The 16740-nt window shown below is 63.6% G+C and carries 15 protein-coding genes and 1 pseudogene; 14 read left to right on the top strand and 2 right to left on the bottom strand.

What is annotated here, in order from left to right:
* Positions 1–44 precede the first annotated feature (44 nt).
* A complete protein-coding gene (locus ACOOHF_RS17950; RefSeq protein ID WP_420464397.1) occupies positions 45–3521 on the bottom strand; it encodes an Ig-like domain-containing protein in 3477 nt (1158 codons plus the stop codon).
* A gap of 652 nt (positions 3522–4173) precedes the next feature.
* On the opposite strand from ACOOHF_RS17950, the gene ACOOHF_RS17945 reads away from it, so the two are divergent.
* From ACOOHF_RS17945 to ACOOHF_RS17880, 14 genes and pseudogenes are all read left to right on the top strand, one after another.
* A complete protein-coding gene (locus ACOOHF_RS17945; protein WP_420462768.1) occupies positions 4174–5307 on the top strand; it encodes an ATP-binding protein in 1134 nt (377 codons plus the stop codon).
* A gap of 11 nt (positions 5308–5318) precedes the next feature.
* Complete coding sequence (locus ACOOHF_RS17940; protein WP_420462767.1) at positions 5319–5891, top strand: hypothetical protein; 573 nt, start codon at positions 5319–5321, stop codon at positions 5889–5891.
* 226 nt (positions 5892–6117) lie between these two features.
* Positions 6118–6330, top strand: a pseudogene (locus ACOOHF_RS17935) (2-oxoisovalerate dehydrogenase).
* Between the two features lie 79 nt (positions 6331–6409).
* Positions 6410–6628, top strand: a complete 219-nt coding sequence (locus ACOOHF_RS17930; protein WP_420462766.1) for a type II toxin-antitoxin system HicB family antitoxin — start codon at positions 6410–6412, stop codon at positions 6626–6628.
* 391 nt (positions 6629–7019) lie between these two features.
* On the top strand, positions 7020–8678 hold the full coding sequence (locus ACOOHF_RS17925) for a benzoate-CoA ligase family protein (protein ID WP_420462765.1): 1659 nt from the start codon (positions 7020–7022) through the stop codon (positions 8676–8678).
* A 373-nt stretch (positions 8679–9051) separates the two neighbouring features.
* Positions 9052–9366: a hypothetical protein gene (locus ACOOHF_RS17920; protein ID WP_419936793.1), complete on the top strand. Its 315-nt coding sequence runs from the start codon at positions 9052–9054 to the stop codon at positions 9364–9366.
* A gap of 250 nt (positions 9367–9616) precedes the next feature.
* On the top strand, positions 9617–9889 hold the full coding sequence (locus ACOOHF_RS17915; RefSeq protein WP_419936794.1) for a hypothetical protein: 273 nt from the start codon (positions 9617–9619) through the stop codon (positions 9887–9889).
* Positions 9890–10004: 115 nt separating this feature from the next.
* A complete protein-coding gene (locus ACOOHF_RS17910; RefSeq protein WP_419936795.1) occupies positions 10005–10454 on the top strand; it encodes a hypothetical protein in 450 nt (149 codons plus the stop codon).
* A gap of 313 nt (positions 10455–10767) precedes the next feature.
* Complete coding sequence (locus tag ACOOHF_RS17905; RefSeq protein ID WP_419936796.1) at positions 10768–10956, top strand: hypothetical protein; 189 nt, start codon at positions 10768–10770, stop codon at positions 10954–10956.
* A 678-nt stretch (positions 10957–11634) separates the two neighbouring features.
* Positions 11635–12609 carry an IS1595 family transposase gene (locus ACOOHF_RS17900; protein WP_420462764.1) on the top strand — a complete coding sequence of 325 codons (975 nt, stop codon included), beginning with the start codon at positions 11635–11637 and terminating at the stop codon, positions 12607–12609.
* Between the two features lie 574 nt (positions 12610–13183).
* Positions 13184–14422 (top strand): DNA methyltransferase, encoded by a 1239-nt coding sequence (locus ACOOHF_RS17895; RefSeq protein WP_420462763.1) that lies wholly within the window; start codon positions 13184–13186, stop codon positions 14420–14422.
* Positions 14423–14445: 23 nt separating this feature from the next.
* Positions 14446–14652, top strand: coding sequence for a hypothetical protein (locus tag ACOOHF_RS17890; RefSeq protein ID WP_420462762.1), 207 nt, complete (start codon positions 14446–14448; stop codon positions 14650–14652).
* Positions 14653–14724: 72 nt separating this feature from the next.
* On the top strand, positions 14725–15204 hold the full coding sequence (locus ACOOHF_RS17885) for a hypothetical protein (RefSeq protein WP_420462761.1): 480 nt from the start codon (positions 14725–14727) through the stop codon (positions 15202–15204).
* A 448-nt stretch (positions 15205–15652) separates the two neighbouring features.
* The gene (locus ACOOHF_RS17880) at positions 15653–16351 is read left to right on the top strand and encodes a porin family protein (RefSeq protein WP_420462760.1); all 699 of its coding nucleotides are present in this window, start codon (positions 15653–15655) and stop codon (positions 16349–16351) included.
* 6 nt (positions 16352–16357) lie between these two features.
* On the opposite strand, the gene ACOOHF_RS17875 is transcribed toward ACOOHF_RS17880, so the two are convergent.
* Positions 16358–16675, bottom strand: a complete 318-nt coding sequence (locus tag ACOOHF_RS17875) for a hypothetical protein (protein ID WP_419936799.1) — start codon at positions 16673–16675, stop codon at positions 16358–16360.
* Positions 16676–16740: the final 65 nt, after the last annotated feature.

Here is a 16740-nt window from a genome sequence, read left to right as displayed (position 1 = left end):
TCCACTACAAACAGCTCCTTGAGCACGACCTTCGGTCGGAGGCTCTAGTCGCCGGAGGCCGTAACCGTGACGTCGAATGTCAGCGAATCCGTCAGCCCGCCCGTATCGGTAGCGGTCACCGTGATGGTCGCCTGCCCCTGGGCGACCCCCTGCACTTTAACGTTTTGGCCCGAAACGGAGACCGTCGCCACGCCAGCGGCCGAAGTTGAAGCGGAATAGACCAGTCTGTTGCCGTCGGGGTCGCTGAACTTGCTGGCCACCCTCACCGTGGTCTCCGCCCCGGAGGCCAGGGTCTTGTCGGCGACGATGCCGACGACCTCGGGCGCCCGGTTCGGCCGGACAGTCACGTCGAAGGTCAGGGAGGCCGACCGCCCGTCCTGGCTGGTCGCGGTCACCGTGATCGTCGCCTGCCCGTCCGCGACCCCCGTAACGGTGACCGTACTGCCCGACACGGATGCGGTCGCCACGGCATCGTCCGAAGTCGCGGCGGAGTAGGTCAATCTACCCCCGCCGGGATAGCTGAACTTGCTGGCCACGTTCACCGCAGTCTCCCCACCGGGGGCAACGGTCTTGTCGGCGATGATGCCGACGACCTCGGGCCCCTGGTCCGGCCGGACGGTGACGTCGAAGGTCAACTGGGCCGTCAGCCCGCCCGGGTCGGCGGCGGTCACCGTGATCGTCGCCTCCCCCTCGGCGACACCCCTGACGGTGACCGTGCTGCCCGATGCGGAGGCGGTCGCCACGGCATCGTTCGAAGACGAGGCGGAGTAGGTCAACCTGTTGCCGTCGGGGTCGCTGAACTTGCTGGCCACGTTCAGGGATGTCGCACCCTCGACGACCACGGTCTTGCTGGCAACGATGCCGATTGTCTGGGGCGCCCGGTTCTCCCGGACCGTGACGTCGAAGGTCAACTGAGCCGTCAGCCCGCCCGGGTCGGTGGCGGTCACCGTGATCGTCGCGCTCCCATCGGCGACCCCCGTGACGGTAACCGTGTTGCCCGCCACGGAGGCGGTGGCCACGCCGTCGTCCGAAGTCGAGGCGGAGTAGGTCAGTTTGTGGCCATCCGGGTCATCGAATTTGCTGGCCACGTTCACCGAGGTCTCTCCCCCGGCGGCCACCGTCTTGTCGGCGACGCTGCCCACTGCCACGGGCGCGCGGTTCAGCCGGACGGTGACGCTGAACGTCAGCTCGGCCCGCAGCCCGCCCTGGTTGGTGGCGGCTACACCGATCGTCGCCTCCCCTTCTCCGACCCCCGTGACGGTGACCGTGCTGCCCGACACGGACGGGGTCGCCACGCTGCCGTTCGAAGTCGAGGCGGAGTAGGTCAATCCGCCACCGCCGGGATTGCTGAACTTGCCGGCCACGTTCACCGATGTCTTCCCTCCGACGATCAGCGTCTTGTCGGCGACGATGCCGACGACCGCAGGGGCCCCGCCGGTCTCGGTGACTGTGACGTCGAGGGTCTGCGAGGCCGAAAGCTCGCCCTGGTCGGTGGCGGTGACGGTGATCGTCGCCTCCCCCGCGCCGACCCCCGTCAAGCGAACCGTCTTCCCCGAGACCGAGGCGGTCGCGATCGCGTCGTCCGAAGTCGACGCCGAGTAGATCAGCTTGTTTCCGTCGGGGTCTCTGAACTTGCCGGCCACGTCCAGGGAGAATCTCCCCCCGACGGGCAAGTTCCTGCTGGCGAACGTGCCGGTCGCGACGGGCGCCCGGTTCGGCCCGACCGTGAGGTTGAAGGTCAACTGGGCCGCCAGCCGGCCCGGGTCGGTGGCGGTGACGGTAATCGTCGCCTCCCCCTCACCGACCCCCGTGACGGTGACCGTGCTCTCCGACACGGAAGCGGTCGCCACGGCCGCGTCGGAAGTCGAGGCGGAGTAGGTCAGCGCGTCGTTGTCGGGGTCGCTGAATTTACTGGCCACGTCCACCGAAAGCGTCCCGCCCACAGTCGAGGTCTTGTCGACGACCACGCCATCGGCCACGGGCGCCCGATTGGAACTCGAGGCCGCCTCGACCGCGACGGCGATGTCCTGGGTGGCCGTCAGCCCGCCCGGATCGGTGGCGGTGACGGTGATCGTCGCCTCCCCCTCACCGACCCCCGAGATGGTGACCGTGCTGTCCGCCACGGAGGCGGTCGCCACGGCGGCGTCGGAAGTCGAGGCGGAGTAGATCAGCCTGTCGCCGTCGGGATCGCTGAAGTGGCTGGCGACGTCCACCGAGACCGTCTCCCCCGCGGTGACGGTCCGCGCGTCGATCGAGCCGACGGGCACGGGCGCCCGGTTGGGGGGTGGAGCCGCCTCGACCGCGACGGAGATGTCCTGGGTGGCCGTGAGCCCGCCCGGGTCGGCGGCGGTGACGGTGATCGTCGCGTTCCCCTCACCGACCCCCGAGATGGTGACCGTGCTGTCCGCCACGGAGGCGGTCGCCACGCCGGCGTCGGAAGTCGAGGCGGAGTAGGTCAGCGCGTCGTCGTCGGGATCGCTGAAGTGGCCGGCCACTTCCACCGAGACCGTCTCCCCCGCGGTGACGGTCCGCGCGTCGATCGAGCCGACGGGCACGGGCGCCCGGTTGGGGGGTGGAGCCGCCTCGACCGCGACGGAGATGTCCTGGGTGGCCGTGAGCCCGCCCGGGTCGGCGGCGGTGACGGTGATCGTCGCCTCCCCCTCACCGACCCCCGAGATGGTGACCGTGCTGTCCGCCACGGAGGCGGTCGCCACGCCGGCGTCGGAAGTCGAGGCGGAGTAGGTCAGCGCGTCGTCGTCGGGATCGCTGAAGTGGCCGGCCACATCCACCGAGACCGTCTCCCCCGAGGTGACGGTCCGCGCGTCGATCGAGCCGACGGGCACGGGCGCCCGGTTGGGGGGTGGAGCCGCCTCGACCGCGACGGAGATGTCCTGGGTGGCCGTGAGCCCGCCCGGGTCGGCGGCGGTGACGGTGATCGTCGCGTTCCCCTCACCGACCCCCGAGATGGTGACCGTGCTGTCCGCCACGGAGGCGGTCGCCACGGCGGCGTCGGAAGTCGAGGCGGAGTAGATCAGCGCGTCGCCGTCGGGATCGCTGAAGTGGCCGGCGACGTCCACCGAGACGGTCTCCCCCGCGGTGACGGTCCGCGCGTCGATCGAGCCGACGGGCACGGGCGCCCGGTTGGGGGGTGGAGGCCGTGCGTGGACCGTGACGTCGGCCTCCTGCGAGGCCGACAGGCCCTCGGGATCGCGGGCGGTCAGGGTGATCGTCGCGTTCCCCTCGGCGACGGCGGCGATGGTGACCGTACTGCCCGAAGCCGACACGGTTGCGACGCCGACGTTCGAACTCGCGGTCTCGTAGCTCAGCACATCCCCGTCGGGGTCGATGAACGCCGTGGACACGTCCACGCGGACGGTGTCGCCAACCGTGATGGCCAGCGAAAGAATCGCGCCTGCCACCACTGGGGGTTGGTTCGGAAGCTCAGGGGGAGGACCCGAAATGTCTTCGTCCCTCCCGCACGCCGCACCGACCACGATCGCCAACGCTACAGACCAGGCCATGAGTCGACGGATTCGCCGGTGTCGAGAGGGCATGCGCAGTGCGAGACGTATTTCTTCCATCAACTTTCCGGGGCTCGAGCGCCTGGGGGTGACGATGGCACCTCATGGGGACGGTACCGAGGCGAGCGCGGGCCTGCCACCTCAAGTGGGAGAGGTTGGACCTGGCGGGTGCGCTGGCGGCCAAGCGGTTCTGGCCCCGCGTGCTCGGCTGGATCATCACGCAGCGTCGCTCATTCCCAGACGCCGGCTCGCTGGAGGGCCTCGGGGTCGTCCCGGACCGGATCAGGTACTACGGACTGTCATGGGCTCCCGGCGCCGGGCAGTACAGAGTTTCCGCGTCCGCGCTTGTACTCCAATCGGACTCTTCACTGAGAATAGGTGGAGAAGCGTCGGTAACGCGTATGTCGCTCTCCACGCGTTGTGGGATTGGTCTCGATGCATCAGCCGCACGGGGGCGCTAACATCCGAGGACCGAAATCTGACGGAGGGCACGCAGAACAGGGGAGACTGAGTCAGGGCGATGAGAGAACCTCACAGATACGGGACGCTCACCTATCGCCCTCATCCGGCGCAATGTAACCCCTCCTCTCCGCGCTTCTGTATTTGCTATTTGGTACGATAAATGTAAAATAGGCTTATGGTTCAGCGTCCCATGTGGCTGGAGAGAATCCGGCGAGCGTGGGCCGAAAGGCCCTTGGTGTGGCTGTCCGGTGTGCGACGGGTCGGGAAGACGACCCTCGCCCGGATGGTGCCGGATGCCGTCTACCTGAACTGCGATCTTCCTTCCACCGTCCGGAGACTCGACGACCCCGAACTCTTCCTCGGCGGGCTCACACCGGGAACTGTCCTCGTCGTGGACGAGGTACACCGTCTGCCGGATCCCAGCCTTCTCCTGAAGATCGCGGCCGACGAGTACCCAACGCTCAAGATCCTGGCCACGGGATCGTCCACGCTCGCGGCCACCGGGAAGTTCCGGGACTCGCTGGCCGGCCGGAAGGTGGCGGTCCACCTGTGCCCGGTGCTGTGGGAGGAGTGCGCCGAACCGTTCGGGCGCGCGGATTTCGATCACCGGCTGCTCCACGGCGGGCTGCCGGAACCGCTGCTGGCGGAGACGAAGTCGGTGCGGTTGTGCGCGGAGTGGATCGACAGCTTCTACGCGCGCGACATCCTGGAACTGTTCCGGGTCCGGAACCGCCAGGGGTTCCTGTCGCTGTTCCGACTTCTGCTGAGATGGAGCGGGGGACAGGTCGACTACAGTCGTCTCTCTCGCCTCACGGAGCTGAGCCGACCGACCGTCAAGACGTACCTCGAAGCTCTCGAGATCGCGCACGCCGTCCACCTCCTGCGTCCCTTCCGCGGCGGCGGCGGCGGCGAAATCGTGAGCCGCCCCAAGTGCTACGCCTTCGACACCGGTTTCGTCACGTTCGAGCGGGGCTGGAGCCGGATCAGGGAGGAGGACCGGGGGGTGCTGTGGGAGCACCTCGTACTGGACTCTCTCCGATTCCGCCACCTGGACGACGACATCTTCTATTGGCGCGACAAGTCGGGCAGGGAAGTCGACTTCGTGGTTCGCCGCGAGGACGGCCGCCTGGATGCGTTCGAGTGCAAGATCAACGCGGACCACGTCACGCGAACCGCCGTCGCGGCCCTGCGGCGGCGCTATCCTCTGGGCCGCAACTACGTGGTCGTCCCGGCGGCCAGGGAACCCTGCCTCATCCGCCGCGGCGGATGGGAGTTTACCGTGTGCGGAACCCGTGACCTTCCCGTGAGCCGGACGACAGCCTAAGGAGATGTGGCGTGGCTTGGAATGAAGCAGGACAAGGACGACGAAACGTCCACGGAGAGTGGTTCAACGCGGCGGCGTCGTACGTCTACCGGCACTTGGCTGGGGTGAAGAGTTCGGTGGCAATCCTCGCGTTTTCGGGATTGGTGCTGGCGCTCCCGCTGCAGGCGCAGGTCGGATTTCACGGCGCGGTAGCAATGGACCTGTGGGACCGTGATGGGGGCTACGAGGAGATGTATTTCCTGGCCGGACTGTCATGGGCTCCCGGCGCCTGGGAGTACAGAGTTTCCGCGGCCGCGCTCGTACTCCAATCGGATTCTTCACTCAGGATGGGTGGGGAAGCGTCGGTAACGCGTCGGTTCTTCAGGGGTCGCAGGCTGCAACCGTTGTTGGGTCTGGGGGCCACGGTATACCGGACAGACACGATGCCCCACGAAGAGACGGGCATCGGCCTCGCGCCACTGTTGATTGCCGGTGCCGACCTGTCGATCGCGCGCAGTCTCCGCTTCAGGTTGGAATACCGAGGCGTATATGGGATATTCCCGTCGATGCTTGCTGGGTTATCGTTTGGCTCGAGATCTCGGTAAGCGGCCTCTGCGCCGTGGGCGGTGCCAGTCCCTACGTGACCTCGGCGGAGGCCGGGTGGCCGCCGTCCCCATTTCTTAGGGGTAGCTGGATGCGTTGACTTCACCGCCAGGGCGTCGATGCGGCGGGCGACGGCGCTCTCCACGCGTTGGGGGGAGGTTGGTCTCGATGCATCAGCCGCCCTGGGGCGCTAACTTCCAAGGACCGAGATCTGATGGGGGGCACCCCATGAAATCAGCCGGGATCATCTTCGAGGTGACGGAAGCCGCCGAAGGCGGTTAGGACGCCCGGGCGCTCGGCCACAGCATCTTCACGCAGGGGGAAGACTGGGCCGACCTCAAGGCAATGGTCAGGGACGCCGTGTTCTGCCACTTCGATACCGACGCCCTTCCCAGGGTGATCAGGCTTCACCTCGTCAAGGACGAAGCTATCGCGGTATGAAGCTGCCGCGGGGGCGCCCGCTGCTTCTGCAACCCGGAGTCCATGAGGCCGGTGCCGGTCGGCAGTACGGGAGCGTGTGATGTCCACAACCGAGATCATCTTCGAAGTTACAGAGGACGAAATAGACGGCGGCTATTCTGCCAGTGCGCTGGGGCACGGCATCCACACCCAGGGCGACTCGGTGGAAGAGATTCGGCTGAACGTCGTGGAGGCCGTTGACTGCTATTTCGATGAGACGATGGCCAAGCCCAGGATCATCCGCCTGCACTTCGTGCGCGACGAGGTGCTGGTTGCGTGAGATTGCCACGCAACCTAAGCGGCGCGGCCCCGCAGGCATCGCTACGACGCCATGGGTACGAGGTCGTCCGTCAGTGAGGTTCTCACATGCGGATTACCACTCAGGTCGGCGGTGAACATCATGAGGTGATCCCGAATCACAATCCGATTCGGGTCCAAGACACTGTCGAGCATCCTGAAGAGTATCGCCCGACATCACGACATGAGCGTCGAACAGCTTCTGCGTGAACTCGACTTGTAGGACATCTCGGCTACGGGCTCGGCGCTCCCTCGTCGAGACCTTGGCTGTGCGCGCCCGGGAAGCCGGGCTGCATCGGCGAAGATCCTGTCTTGGGTCATCCGCGCCACTCTACCCGTCGCCCGTTGGGACGGCCAACCGTAGACTGGCAGCCATGAAGCCCGCCGAACTCACCATCGATCGTTCGACGACCCCCGCGCGGCTCCGGTACGGGGGGCGGTTCAACTCGGCGGGGTGGTACGTGGACCGGCACATGGCCGAGGGGCGAGGCGACAAGGTCGCCATCGAACAGGCCGGCGTGCGCATCACCTACGGCCAACTGGCGCACCGCGTGGGGCAGGCGGGGAACGCGCTCCTCGGGCTCGGGCTCGCGCCGGGCGACCGCATGCTGATGGTCGTGAAGGATTGTCCAGAGTTCTTCCATTTCTTCTGGGGGGCGATCAAGGCCGGGATCGTGCCCGTACCCGTGAGCTACCTCATGCGGGCGAGGGATCTCGCATTCATCATCGCCGACTCCGAGTGCCGGGCCGTCGTCTACTCGCCGGAGTTCGCGGCGGAGGTCGTGCCGGGGCTGGCGGCCGCGCGCACGGGGGCCCGCGGTCTCGTGCTCGAGGCGGGGGACGGGGTGCTCGACGACGTGGCCGCGGCCTCTCCGGAGCTGGAGGCGGCGCCGGCGCGGCCGGAGGACATCGCGTTCTGGCTCTACTCCTCCGGCACGACGGGGCGTCCCAAGGGGGTGCCGCACCGCCACCGCGACATGCCGGCCACGTGCGAGCACTACGCGGTCGGAATCCTCGGGCTGGGCGAGGACGACCGCTGCTACTCCGCGGCGAAGCTCTTCTTCGCGTACGGGCTCGGGAACGCGATGACCTTCCCGCTGTGGGTGGGGGGCACCGCCATCCTCGACGCGCGGCGTCCGACGCCCGCCACCACGTTCGAGACGATCGAGACGCTGCGTCCGACGGCCTACTTCGGCGTCCCGACGCTCTACGCGGCCCAGCTCCAGGCGCTGGACCTGGCGGGGACGGCCAGCTTCAGCGGCGCCAGCGGCGGTCCGGCGGGGGAGGGCGGTCCCGATCTGGGTTCGCTGCGGCTGTGCGTCTCCGCGGGCGAGGCGCTGCCTCCGGACCTGTTCCGGCGCTGGGAGGCGGCGACGGGGCTCGAGATCCTGGACGGGATCGGCTCCACCGAGGCGCTCCACATCTTCATCTCGAACGCGCCGGGAGAGGTGAAGCCCGGGAGCACGGGGCGGGTCGTGCCCGGCTACGAGGTGCGGATCCTGGGCGAGGACGGGGCCGAGGCCGGGCCGGGCGCGGCGGGACAGCTCGAGATCCGCGGCGACTCGACGACCCCCGGCTACTGGAACCGTCCCGAACTCGAGGGACGCACGATCGTGGACGGGTGGCTCCGCACGGGCGACCAATACGTGTGCGACGCGGAGGGTTGGTTCCACTACCAGGGCCGCGCGGACGACATGATCAAGGTGGGGGGGATCTGGTGCTCCCCGTTCGACATCGAGGCCCGCCTCATGGAACACCCATCGGTGCTGGAGGCGGCGGTCGTGGGCCGCGAGGACGATCACGGTCTGGTCAAGCCGGAGGCGCATGTGGTCCTCAGCGATCCACTGAAGGAGACGGTGGGCGCCGAACCGGCCGCCGACGCGCTCACGGCCGAACTTGTCGCGCATTGCAAGGAGGAGCTCCCGCGGTACATGTACCCACGCTGGATCCGGTTCGTGGCGGAACTCCCGAAGACGGCGACCGGGAAGATCCAGCGCTTCCGGCTCAGAGGTGGTGAAGAGGAGGTTGGCTGACGCTGCAGCAAACGCCGCGTCTCGATCCGGGTTCCTCAAGCCTGGGCTGGCACCGATCATGGTTCGGTGCCCACGCTGCGGGACCTCGAATCGCGCGCCCCAGCTTCTCCTATCAAGGCTGGTCGCAGGCAGCCCCAGGGGTGGAACATTCGGAACCCGGGTCGGTACGACCGACGATTACACGGGGTCTCGAACGGGAGGGGACGATGACGCGGTTGATTGTGTGAGAACTGAGCGGGCTCGCATGGGATATCGATTGCTGGCAGGACTGGCAATGAGCATGAGTGGCTGCGGGCCAGAGCTGGCAACTACTCGTCCTGAGCCCAAGCCTCCCGATCCTCCCGTCCCGGCGCCATACTTGGCGAGACTCTATGTGACCGGCATCGTGACGAACATTGCGGGTCAGCCGGTGGAGGACGCGTTGGTTGTGGTAGACGTATCGGCTGACTCGCATAGAGTGGAATGTGACTTCACCTGGCTGGTAACGGGCGGGCTCACGGATTCGAAGGGAGTGTATTTCAATAAGTGGGGTGAGGACGGCCGGTTGGGTCGAGGATGTGTCCGTGTGTTTGCTACGAAAGGCGACCTGCTGGGGCGCGCATTTCTCTCTGATGTGATGCTGCGGAGTGTTGAAGATCCGCTACCTCCGGATACTGTGGTCGTCAATGTCGTGTTGAACGAAGGGTAACATGAGACTGCTTGGACACGGCAAACGTGGAGTCGTATGCGCGGGGGCGTGCGCTGTCTTGTTGGCAACTGCCTGTGACGGTGTGCTGGATAAGTCCGACGAACTGTCGTCAGAGTCTTTTGTTATTGCCATTCCTCCGGCTCCTCCGCTTCCGAGTCTATTCGGGCCGAGCTTGTTGTGGGTATCCGGTACGGTCGCGGATTCTTCCGGCAACCCGGTTGTTGGTGCGTCTGTGACTGGATACGGTGCCATGGATGAGGTCCGCAGGCAGTGCGCATTTGCTTCCGGGGAATTGGAGGCATCGACCGGTGTGGAAGGGCAATATGTGGCGAGATGGCACCGCCGCCCTGGAGGAACCTTTGGGGGCTGTCTGTTCCTGACCGTTACGCCACCGGAGAGCTCCGGCTTGGGCACCGTCTCGATCGATAGCTTACGGGTGACATTCTACGACGTAAATGATCCGACGCTCAAGACGGATACGCTCAAGGTGAACGTCGTGCTGCCGCCTGAATCGGATTCGTAGGAGGGCAGGATGCGAACTTTGCGGGTGAACCCGACGGCCGGGAACAACGTCGGCCACCCCGAGTACCAGTCGCCTCCGCAGGAGATCCTTCAGCGACGGGAAAAGTGAGACCCTCATGCCGCAGTTGACGATGGGTGAGCGGGCTCGCGTCCTCGTTGGCTGCCTTGCGCTGACCCTGGTCGGGACCGTGGTCGGATGTGGCGAGTCAGAGCCCCCCTATGAGTTGCCGCCCAGAACACCCCCCGTCCGGATTCATGTCACGGGTATCGTCACGATGTCCGCCGGCCAGCCGGTGGTTGGCGCCTGGGTCCGGGCCGGTGTGCTGTTCGGCTTCGATTGCGGCTGGGATCGTCATACTCCACTCCACGTCGAGACGGATGCCGAGGGCCGGTACGACGTACCGATCGTACGCCACACGGAAATGGTCCGAGGTTGCCTGATGGTCGACGTACGGCATCCGGATTTCGCCAGGGGAATCACGCGCGTCGCCTTCCTCGTCCCGCCGCATGGTGACGCGATTCCCCCGGACACGATGGTGGTCGACATGGTCTTGTCCGATGGGTGAGAGGCGGGGAGTCAAATGCCTGGCACTTCTGGCAATCGTCGCCTGTGAAGGGCCTACGGAGACGGATGGTCTTACATGCCTGGAGCTGGCGAACCGACCGTCAGCGTCGACGGTGGATGTCGCGACTTCGTCGTGTCCGCCTCCTACCTATGTCCGCGTGGTGTCGGGAACGGTGGTCGATTCTTCACTGGAACCGGTGTCGAATGCGATAGTGGGAATCGGTACAGGAGGGACTGACCCGGAGGAGTCCTCTGCCTGCAGGACAGCGACCAGCCGCCCTCGCACGGCGCTCACGTTTCCGGACGGGAAATACGTGTCAAATCTGCGTGTGGGTGCCTACGAGGAGCGCGACTGCCTGAGTCTGACGATCACGCGTCGTGAAGGCTCCGCGATGCCCTACTCGTTCAACGTCATGGACGTGCGGTTCCATGATTCCCGGGATCCCGCGGCAGCCGCCGACACTCTCATCGTGAACGTGGTGCTTCCCGCGGCGAACCCGTGATCCAGCAGGAGGCGGTCCGCTACGTCGCAGTGGCGGTTCGCGGCCGTCGCGGCGCGTGGCGCTGAGCGGAGTCAGTCGTCGTCGAAGTCGTCGGGGCCAAGGTTCGCCACGCAGCAACTGAACACAATCCTGTACCATTTGGGCCAGTACTTCGGCGACCACCTGCACAACCACCTGCCCATGGTGCTCACGTCCTCCGAGGTGTCGAGGGATGAGATCCGTCAGATTCTACGGTGGGGTTCGAGGGATGGATTCGGCATGCCCGGCGGATCGAAGCGTCGCGAACGGCCTTGGGGACCACCAGGCGGCCTGCTTTGTCGATGGTAGTTTCCATGGCATGAGAATTGCCATTCCGGGCGCCATGTATCAAGCCGGGGCGTGGCGTGATCGAAGCGTGACGTGCCTCGAGGTTCGGTCGTCTATTTGGGGGAGCTGTCCACCCGGACGTAACCTCTGTCGTTTCACAACAACTGGATCGCATCCGTAGAAAGGGAGACGCCATGTCCGCAGGTCGTCGTTCCGCACTGGCCACCATCCTCGTCATCGCCCCGCTCTCGAGCGCTTGCTCCATGCTGTTCATGACGGAATTATACGCCTGACTTGACAGCCCGTTAGGTGTCCGTTAGCTTCAATGTGTGGGTAGGAAAACGTTGAACACACACGGAGCTAACGGAGACAATGGCGAAGGGCAAGAAGGGAAACGGAGACGGCGGACAGGCACCGGGCCGGTCACATCGCGAGGGCGTGAGCGTGATCGAGATGGCCGAGATGTTCGCCACGGAAGAGAAGGCGATTGACTGGTTCGAGCAGTGGCTTTGGCCGGATCGGCAGCCGGTATGCTTGAAGTGCGGCAGCGTGAACGCTTATCGGGTGAAGAGCGGCAAGCCGATGCCGTATCGGTGCCGCGATTGCAAGGACTACTTCAGCTTGAAGACGAACACGCCGATGCAGGACTCGAAGCTGCCGCTTCGGCTGTGGGCGTGGGCGATATACTTGGAGATGACGAGCCTCAAGGGTGTATCCAGTATGAAGCTACACCGCGACCTAAAGGTAAGGCAGGCGACGGCATGGTACATGCTGCACCGCATCCGGGAAGCGTTCATGGATGTGGCGCACGAGTTTGAGGGTCCGGTGGAAGTGGACGAGACACATGTGGGTGGCAGAAAGAAGCACAAGCGCGGCAAGTCGAAGGAAGGCATCGGCCAGGGCGGCGCGGCCCACATGACGCCCGTGGCGGGGATGAAGGACCGCAAGACGAACCGAATTGCGGTGCGGGTACTGAACGATACGACAAAGGCGAGTCTACATGACTTCGTGGAGTCGTACCGCAAGCCGGGCGCGAAGCTTTATACGGACGAGGCTCGCGGGTACGACGGCTTGGAGAACAGGGAAAGCGTGACGCATAGTGCGGGCGAGTATGTACGCGGCATGGCACACGTCAACGGCGTGGAGAGTTTTTGGGCGACGCTCAAGCGTGCCCATAAGGGTGTTTACCACCAGTTTTCGGTAAAGCACCTTCAGCGCTATGTGAGCCAGTTTGCCGGGCGTCACAATGTACGTGACATGGACACGTTGGAGCAGATGCAGCACGTTTTGGCCGGTATGGTTGGTCGGCAGTTGATCTACCGCGACTTGGTTAGGTCGGACGGTTAGCGAGTTGCTAGACGCATTGGTAATGGGAACAGGAAGGTGTGAGATGATGAATAAGTACAAGAAGATTACGGACCAGATTTTTGAGGATGCGGCAGCACGCGGAAAGCCGTACCCCCTGATTATTACACCGGGAACGGCATCTTATTGGGTCGAACGCTACCGTGGTTGTAAGAACGTAGTTATTCTTGCTGACGTGCTAGCTCAGCAATCATTGACCGAAGCTGTGTCATAAACGGTTCAGTGTTTCCTGATCGAAACTCGAATGTCATTGGTTGGTCGTTTACGTTGACATCAACGTCGATGTCGTAAATTGCAGATGAGTTATTGCAACTTATGTAGAGAGAATTCACGTACATGTCTTTTGGGTCAATGTCGATCTTGGTCATGGCCTGAAAGCCCTGCTCTAAGGTGAAAATGGTGTCGTCGTGGAGGGTAGCATCGATGTTGGTGCTCGTCAACCGGGTCCGGTTGCCGTTGGGTTGTTACGAGGCTAGCATGGCGGTGACATCATGCCGTGCGGAAGCCCGCATGTCGGGTCTTCCGCTGAATGCAGCAGCCTCGTTCAGGAGTGTAGATGTCAGAACCTAACTTCGCCAACCGGACGGTTTGGACGGGCGACAATTTGGACGTGCTTCGGGGCATCAACTCGGGGTGCGTAGATTTGATTTACCTTGACCCGCCGTTCAACTCCAACCGAGACTACGCCGCCCCGATAGGCTCTGAGGCGGCGGGAGCGGCCTTCAAGGATACGTGGACGCTGGATGACGTTGACGAAGCGTGGCACGACGAGATCGAGGAACGCCACCCCGGCCTTTACGCTACCATCGGCACCGCAGGTATGGTACATGGTGACGGCATGAAGTCGTATCTCATCATGATGGCCGTGAGGTTGCTGGAGTTGAAGCGTGTACTCAAACCCACGGGATCGATCTACCTGCATTGTGATTACAAGGCGAATTCCTACGTCCGTGTATTATTGGACTCCGTTTTTGGTTACAAGAATCTTCGTAATGAGATTGTGTGGTGTTACACGGGGCCGGGCTCGCCGAACATGCGGCAGTTCAACCGGAAGCACGATACGATTTACTGGTACTCCGTGTCGGACGAGTGGTGCTTCAACGCGGATGCGGTACGGATAAGGCACCATGACAAGACAAGGGACAACTTCAAGCCGGGGTTGACAGGATCGGGCTTTGTTGCGGAAACCTACGATTTAGCCGAAGCTGGCAAGGTTCCTGAATCTTGGTGGGCGCAGCAGAAGGGTAATGGCCTAGCGATTGCGGCGAGGCAGAAGAAACAATACGTCGGTTATCCCACTCAGAAGCCCATTGCCTTACTGGAACGGATCATTCGGGCTTCGAGTAATGATGGAGATGTGATACTAGACCCGTTCTGCGGGTGTGCAACAACACTCGTGGCCGCTGAGACGGTAGGTGAACGGGTGTGGGCCGGTATCGACCTGTCCGAATTGGCGGTGAAGCTGGTGGAGAGGCGGTTGCGTGATACGCATGGACTTTTCGGGCAGATCATTGATCGTACTGATATCCCTCGCAGGACGGACTTGGGCGATGAGGTCAAGATCAAGGAGTACAAGGGCACGTTGTACGGCCAACAGCAGGGGCACTGCAAAGGCTGTGGAGTTCACTTCGAGTACCGCAACCTACAGGTAGATCATATCGTGCCTCGCGTGAAGGAAGGCACGGATCATGCCGGTAATCTTCAACTCTTGTGTGGCTCTTGTAACTCGACGAAGGGTACGGGAATGCAAGCGGAGTTGATAGCGAGGCTGAGACAGCAAGGGATATTGAGGTGAAGGGGAAAGGGAGCAAGACAGCCATGACGGAACGAAAGAAGAAGCGCAAGAATTTGCCGTCGTTGATGGACGGTGACTCAGTAGATGAGGAGATGTTCGACGTGGAGGCGGTGAACCCGCGTTATGGTACGGCGCGCATGTCGGACGTGGCGCTGGCGCTAATGCGTCCGCAGAACCCGAAGGTGGCGGCGATCATCGAGGCACGACGTGACGAACTGGAGGATACGTAGGATGGTGCATGTAGCGACTGGCAGGGTTGGTCGTCGGCTGCTGTTTACGCCTCGCACGGAAAGTGATGGGTAATGGATCAACTTGGTGATGTGTTGTTGACCTTTTTGCCGGAATCGGTTTTTGGGAGGATTGTATACTTACTGTTCGTTGGCTGTTTAGCTCTTGTCGTGACGATTACCAAACAAGAGGGTTGGGGCTCGATTCACAAGAGAGTATCCAAGCGGGCGCAATTCCGCGCACTTGAACCGAGGATGCTCGATTACCTTCGGGAGTATCGGACTGAACCAGATATACTCAACGATGGCCAATTTATGGCGGATTCCGCCGAGTTGGTTAACGCACGGCTAACGTTAGTTCTTGAAATGAGAAGGTTAGGTATTCCTACACCTGAAGCTCTTAAGGTGAAGGACGCCCCTGCTCAATGGGGCCTTCAGTGGATGTTCGTGATGGCGTCATTTTCGTCTCAAGGATCAATAAGGGAAGCAAGAAAGTATGAGTTTAATCCACGAGGATTTACGGGGGAAGAAGAAAGGTTGGAATGGGTAGTGTGATAGACGCCCTATCAAGTATTCTTGGCAATTATGTCAGCAATAGGTTGGTTTGTTACGTCCCTGAACCGCGTGTCAAGACACGCGTATAATTCCGGTTCATGACGAGACCGCCCCAGGCCGAGGGACCGGTCGCGCGTGGCGACTGCACCCGTAGCGCTGCCGCTCCCCTCATCGATGGCGCCTTCGGATTGAACTCCCTTGCAGTCGCTGCAGGGATCTATGGGCAATCGCGTGATGAGTTCGAATCGGACAACACTTACACCGCCTACCGCGTCACCTCTGCCGTTAGCGCTGGCGCCCTCGCATTCTCCGCGATCCATGGGTTCATGTGGAGTGCGGAGTGCAGGCGCCGCACCACGCCGAGCGAGCAAGCGATTCGCGACCATCTCCGTGTTCTGGCGGCACGGCAGCTGGGCGACCAGCAGCAACAACCCTGGTGAACGACACGATGAAGGTTCCTGTGGTAGCCCTGCTCCTCGCCCTCGCCGCGGCGCCGCTCGCCGCGCAGACGACCATCGGCCTCAGGGGCGGCATCAGCACCGCAACCATGTCCCGGGACGGGCCGGGCCCAGAAGGCGGAGCCGGACTCTGGGAATCCAGATCCGGGGTCGTATCGGGGATCGACGTGGGGATCCCGCTGAGCGGCATCCTCGATGTACGCATCGGCCTGGGGCTGGCCCAGAAGGGCGGCAGCACGGATGCGCCGCGGTCGATCACGGTGGGCAGGTCGTTCCTCGATGCGATGGCCGAGCTGGACTACCTGCAACTCTCCACGCTTCTCCGCGCGAGTACGGACGCCGAGCGGGGGCTTCTCAACATAGGCGTCCTCGCCGGGCCCTACCTGGCCGTGAACCACTCGTGTGCCGTGGCGGTGAGGATAAATCATCCTCCGCCCGGATCAGGACTTGCCTGGCAGAGCACCGTTCGCCAGGACCTGGGAACGCCGTGCACCGAGGCCGAGGGCACCGACTTCAGGTCCACCGACTTCGGGCTGGCCTTTGGGGCAGGGGTCGAGATAAAACTGTACGATTCACTCGGCCTGGCATTCGACATGATCTACGCCATGGGTCTCTCCCGTATCGACGATGACGGAACCAGGAACCGTCACCTGGCCGTGCAGAGCGGGTTCGTGTTCGTGATGGGGTGAACCCTGTTACCGCCATTCCGACCTGGCCGGGATGCCGCGGCTGAACAGCACTTCGAGACCGGATTCGGCTGCGATCGACGGATCCCGCACTTCCGCGGCCGGGTCGCGCAGGATCCCGCGTACCGCGCCGGTGCCTTGATCGCGCAGGATGACCATCGGCTGGTTCGTGCCTCGGTCCAGGGTGGCGCTGCCGCCCGGACCCGTCAGCGTCACGCCGGCGAGGTTCTCCGCCCAATCGCCCTGCGCCGGTATCGCGAAGGCGAATGACGAACTCCCGTCGCCATCGGCCACGTCGGGCATGGCGAAGCTGAACGAGAAGAGCACGTCGCCGCTTGGCGTGCGACCGGTGATCTAGAGCCGCGAGGTTGCCGAGCTCCGGAGGAATGAAG

The sequence above is a fragment of the Candidatus Palauibacter sp. genome, from assembly GCF_965216145.1.
In the GTDB taxonomy this organism is placed as follows: Bacteria; Gemmatimonadota; Gemmatimonadetes; order Palauibacterales; family Palauibacteraceae; genus Palauibacter.
Note: the sequence above shows the minus strand (reverse complement) of the source record. Positions and strands in the feature narration are given on the sequence as shown.

Bases quoted from the DNA above. Each gene is read 5' to 3' on its own strand.
- ACOOHF_RS17945 (WP_420462768.1), top strand. From the start codon at position 4,174: ATGTGGCTGGAGAGAATCCGGCGAGCGTGGGCCGAAAGGCCCTTGGTG.
- ACOOHF_RS17950 (WP_420464397.1), bottom strand. From the start codon at position 3,521: ATGGCCTGGTCTGTAGCGTTGGCGATCGTGGTCGGTGCGGCGTGCGGG.
- ACOOHF_RS17925 (WP_420462765.1), top strand. From the start codon at position 7,020: ATGAAGCCCGCCGAACTCACCATCGATCGTTCGACGACCCCCGCGCGG.
- ACOOHF_RS17915 (WP_419936794.1), top strand. From the start codon at position 9,617: ATGGATGAGGTCCGCAGGCAGTGCGCATTTGCTTCCGGGGAATTGGAG.
- ACOOHF_RS17900 (WP_420462764.1), top strand. From the start codon at position 11,635: ATGGCGAAGGGCAAGAAGGGAAACGGAGACGGCGGACAGGCACCGGGC.
- ACOOHF_RS17910 (WP_419936795.1), top strand. From the start codon at position 10,005: ATGCCGCAGTTGACGATGGGTGAGCGGGCTCGCGTCCTCGTTGGCTGC.
- ACOOHF_RS17890 (WP_420462762.1), top strand. From the start codon at position 14,446: ATGACGGAACGAAAGAAGAAGCGCAAGAATTTGCCGTCGTTGATGGAC.
- ACOOHF_RS17880 (WP_420462760.1), top strand. From the start codon at position 15,653: ATGAAGGTTCCTGTGGTAGCCCTGCTCCTCGCCCTCGCCGCGGCGCCG.
- ACOOHF_RS17885 (WP_420462761.1), top strand. From the start codon at position 14,725: ATGGATCAACTTGGTGATGTGTTGTTGACCTTTTTGCCGGAATCGGTT.
- ACOOHF_RS17930 (WP_420462766.1), top strand. From the start codon at position 6,410: ATGTCCACAACCGAGATCATCTTCGAAGTTACAGAGGACGAAATAGAC.
- ACOOHF_RS17895 (WP_420462763.1), top strand. From the start codon at position 13,184: ATGTCAGAACCTAACTTCGCCAACCGGACGGTTTGGACGGGCGACAAT.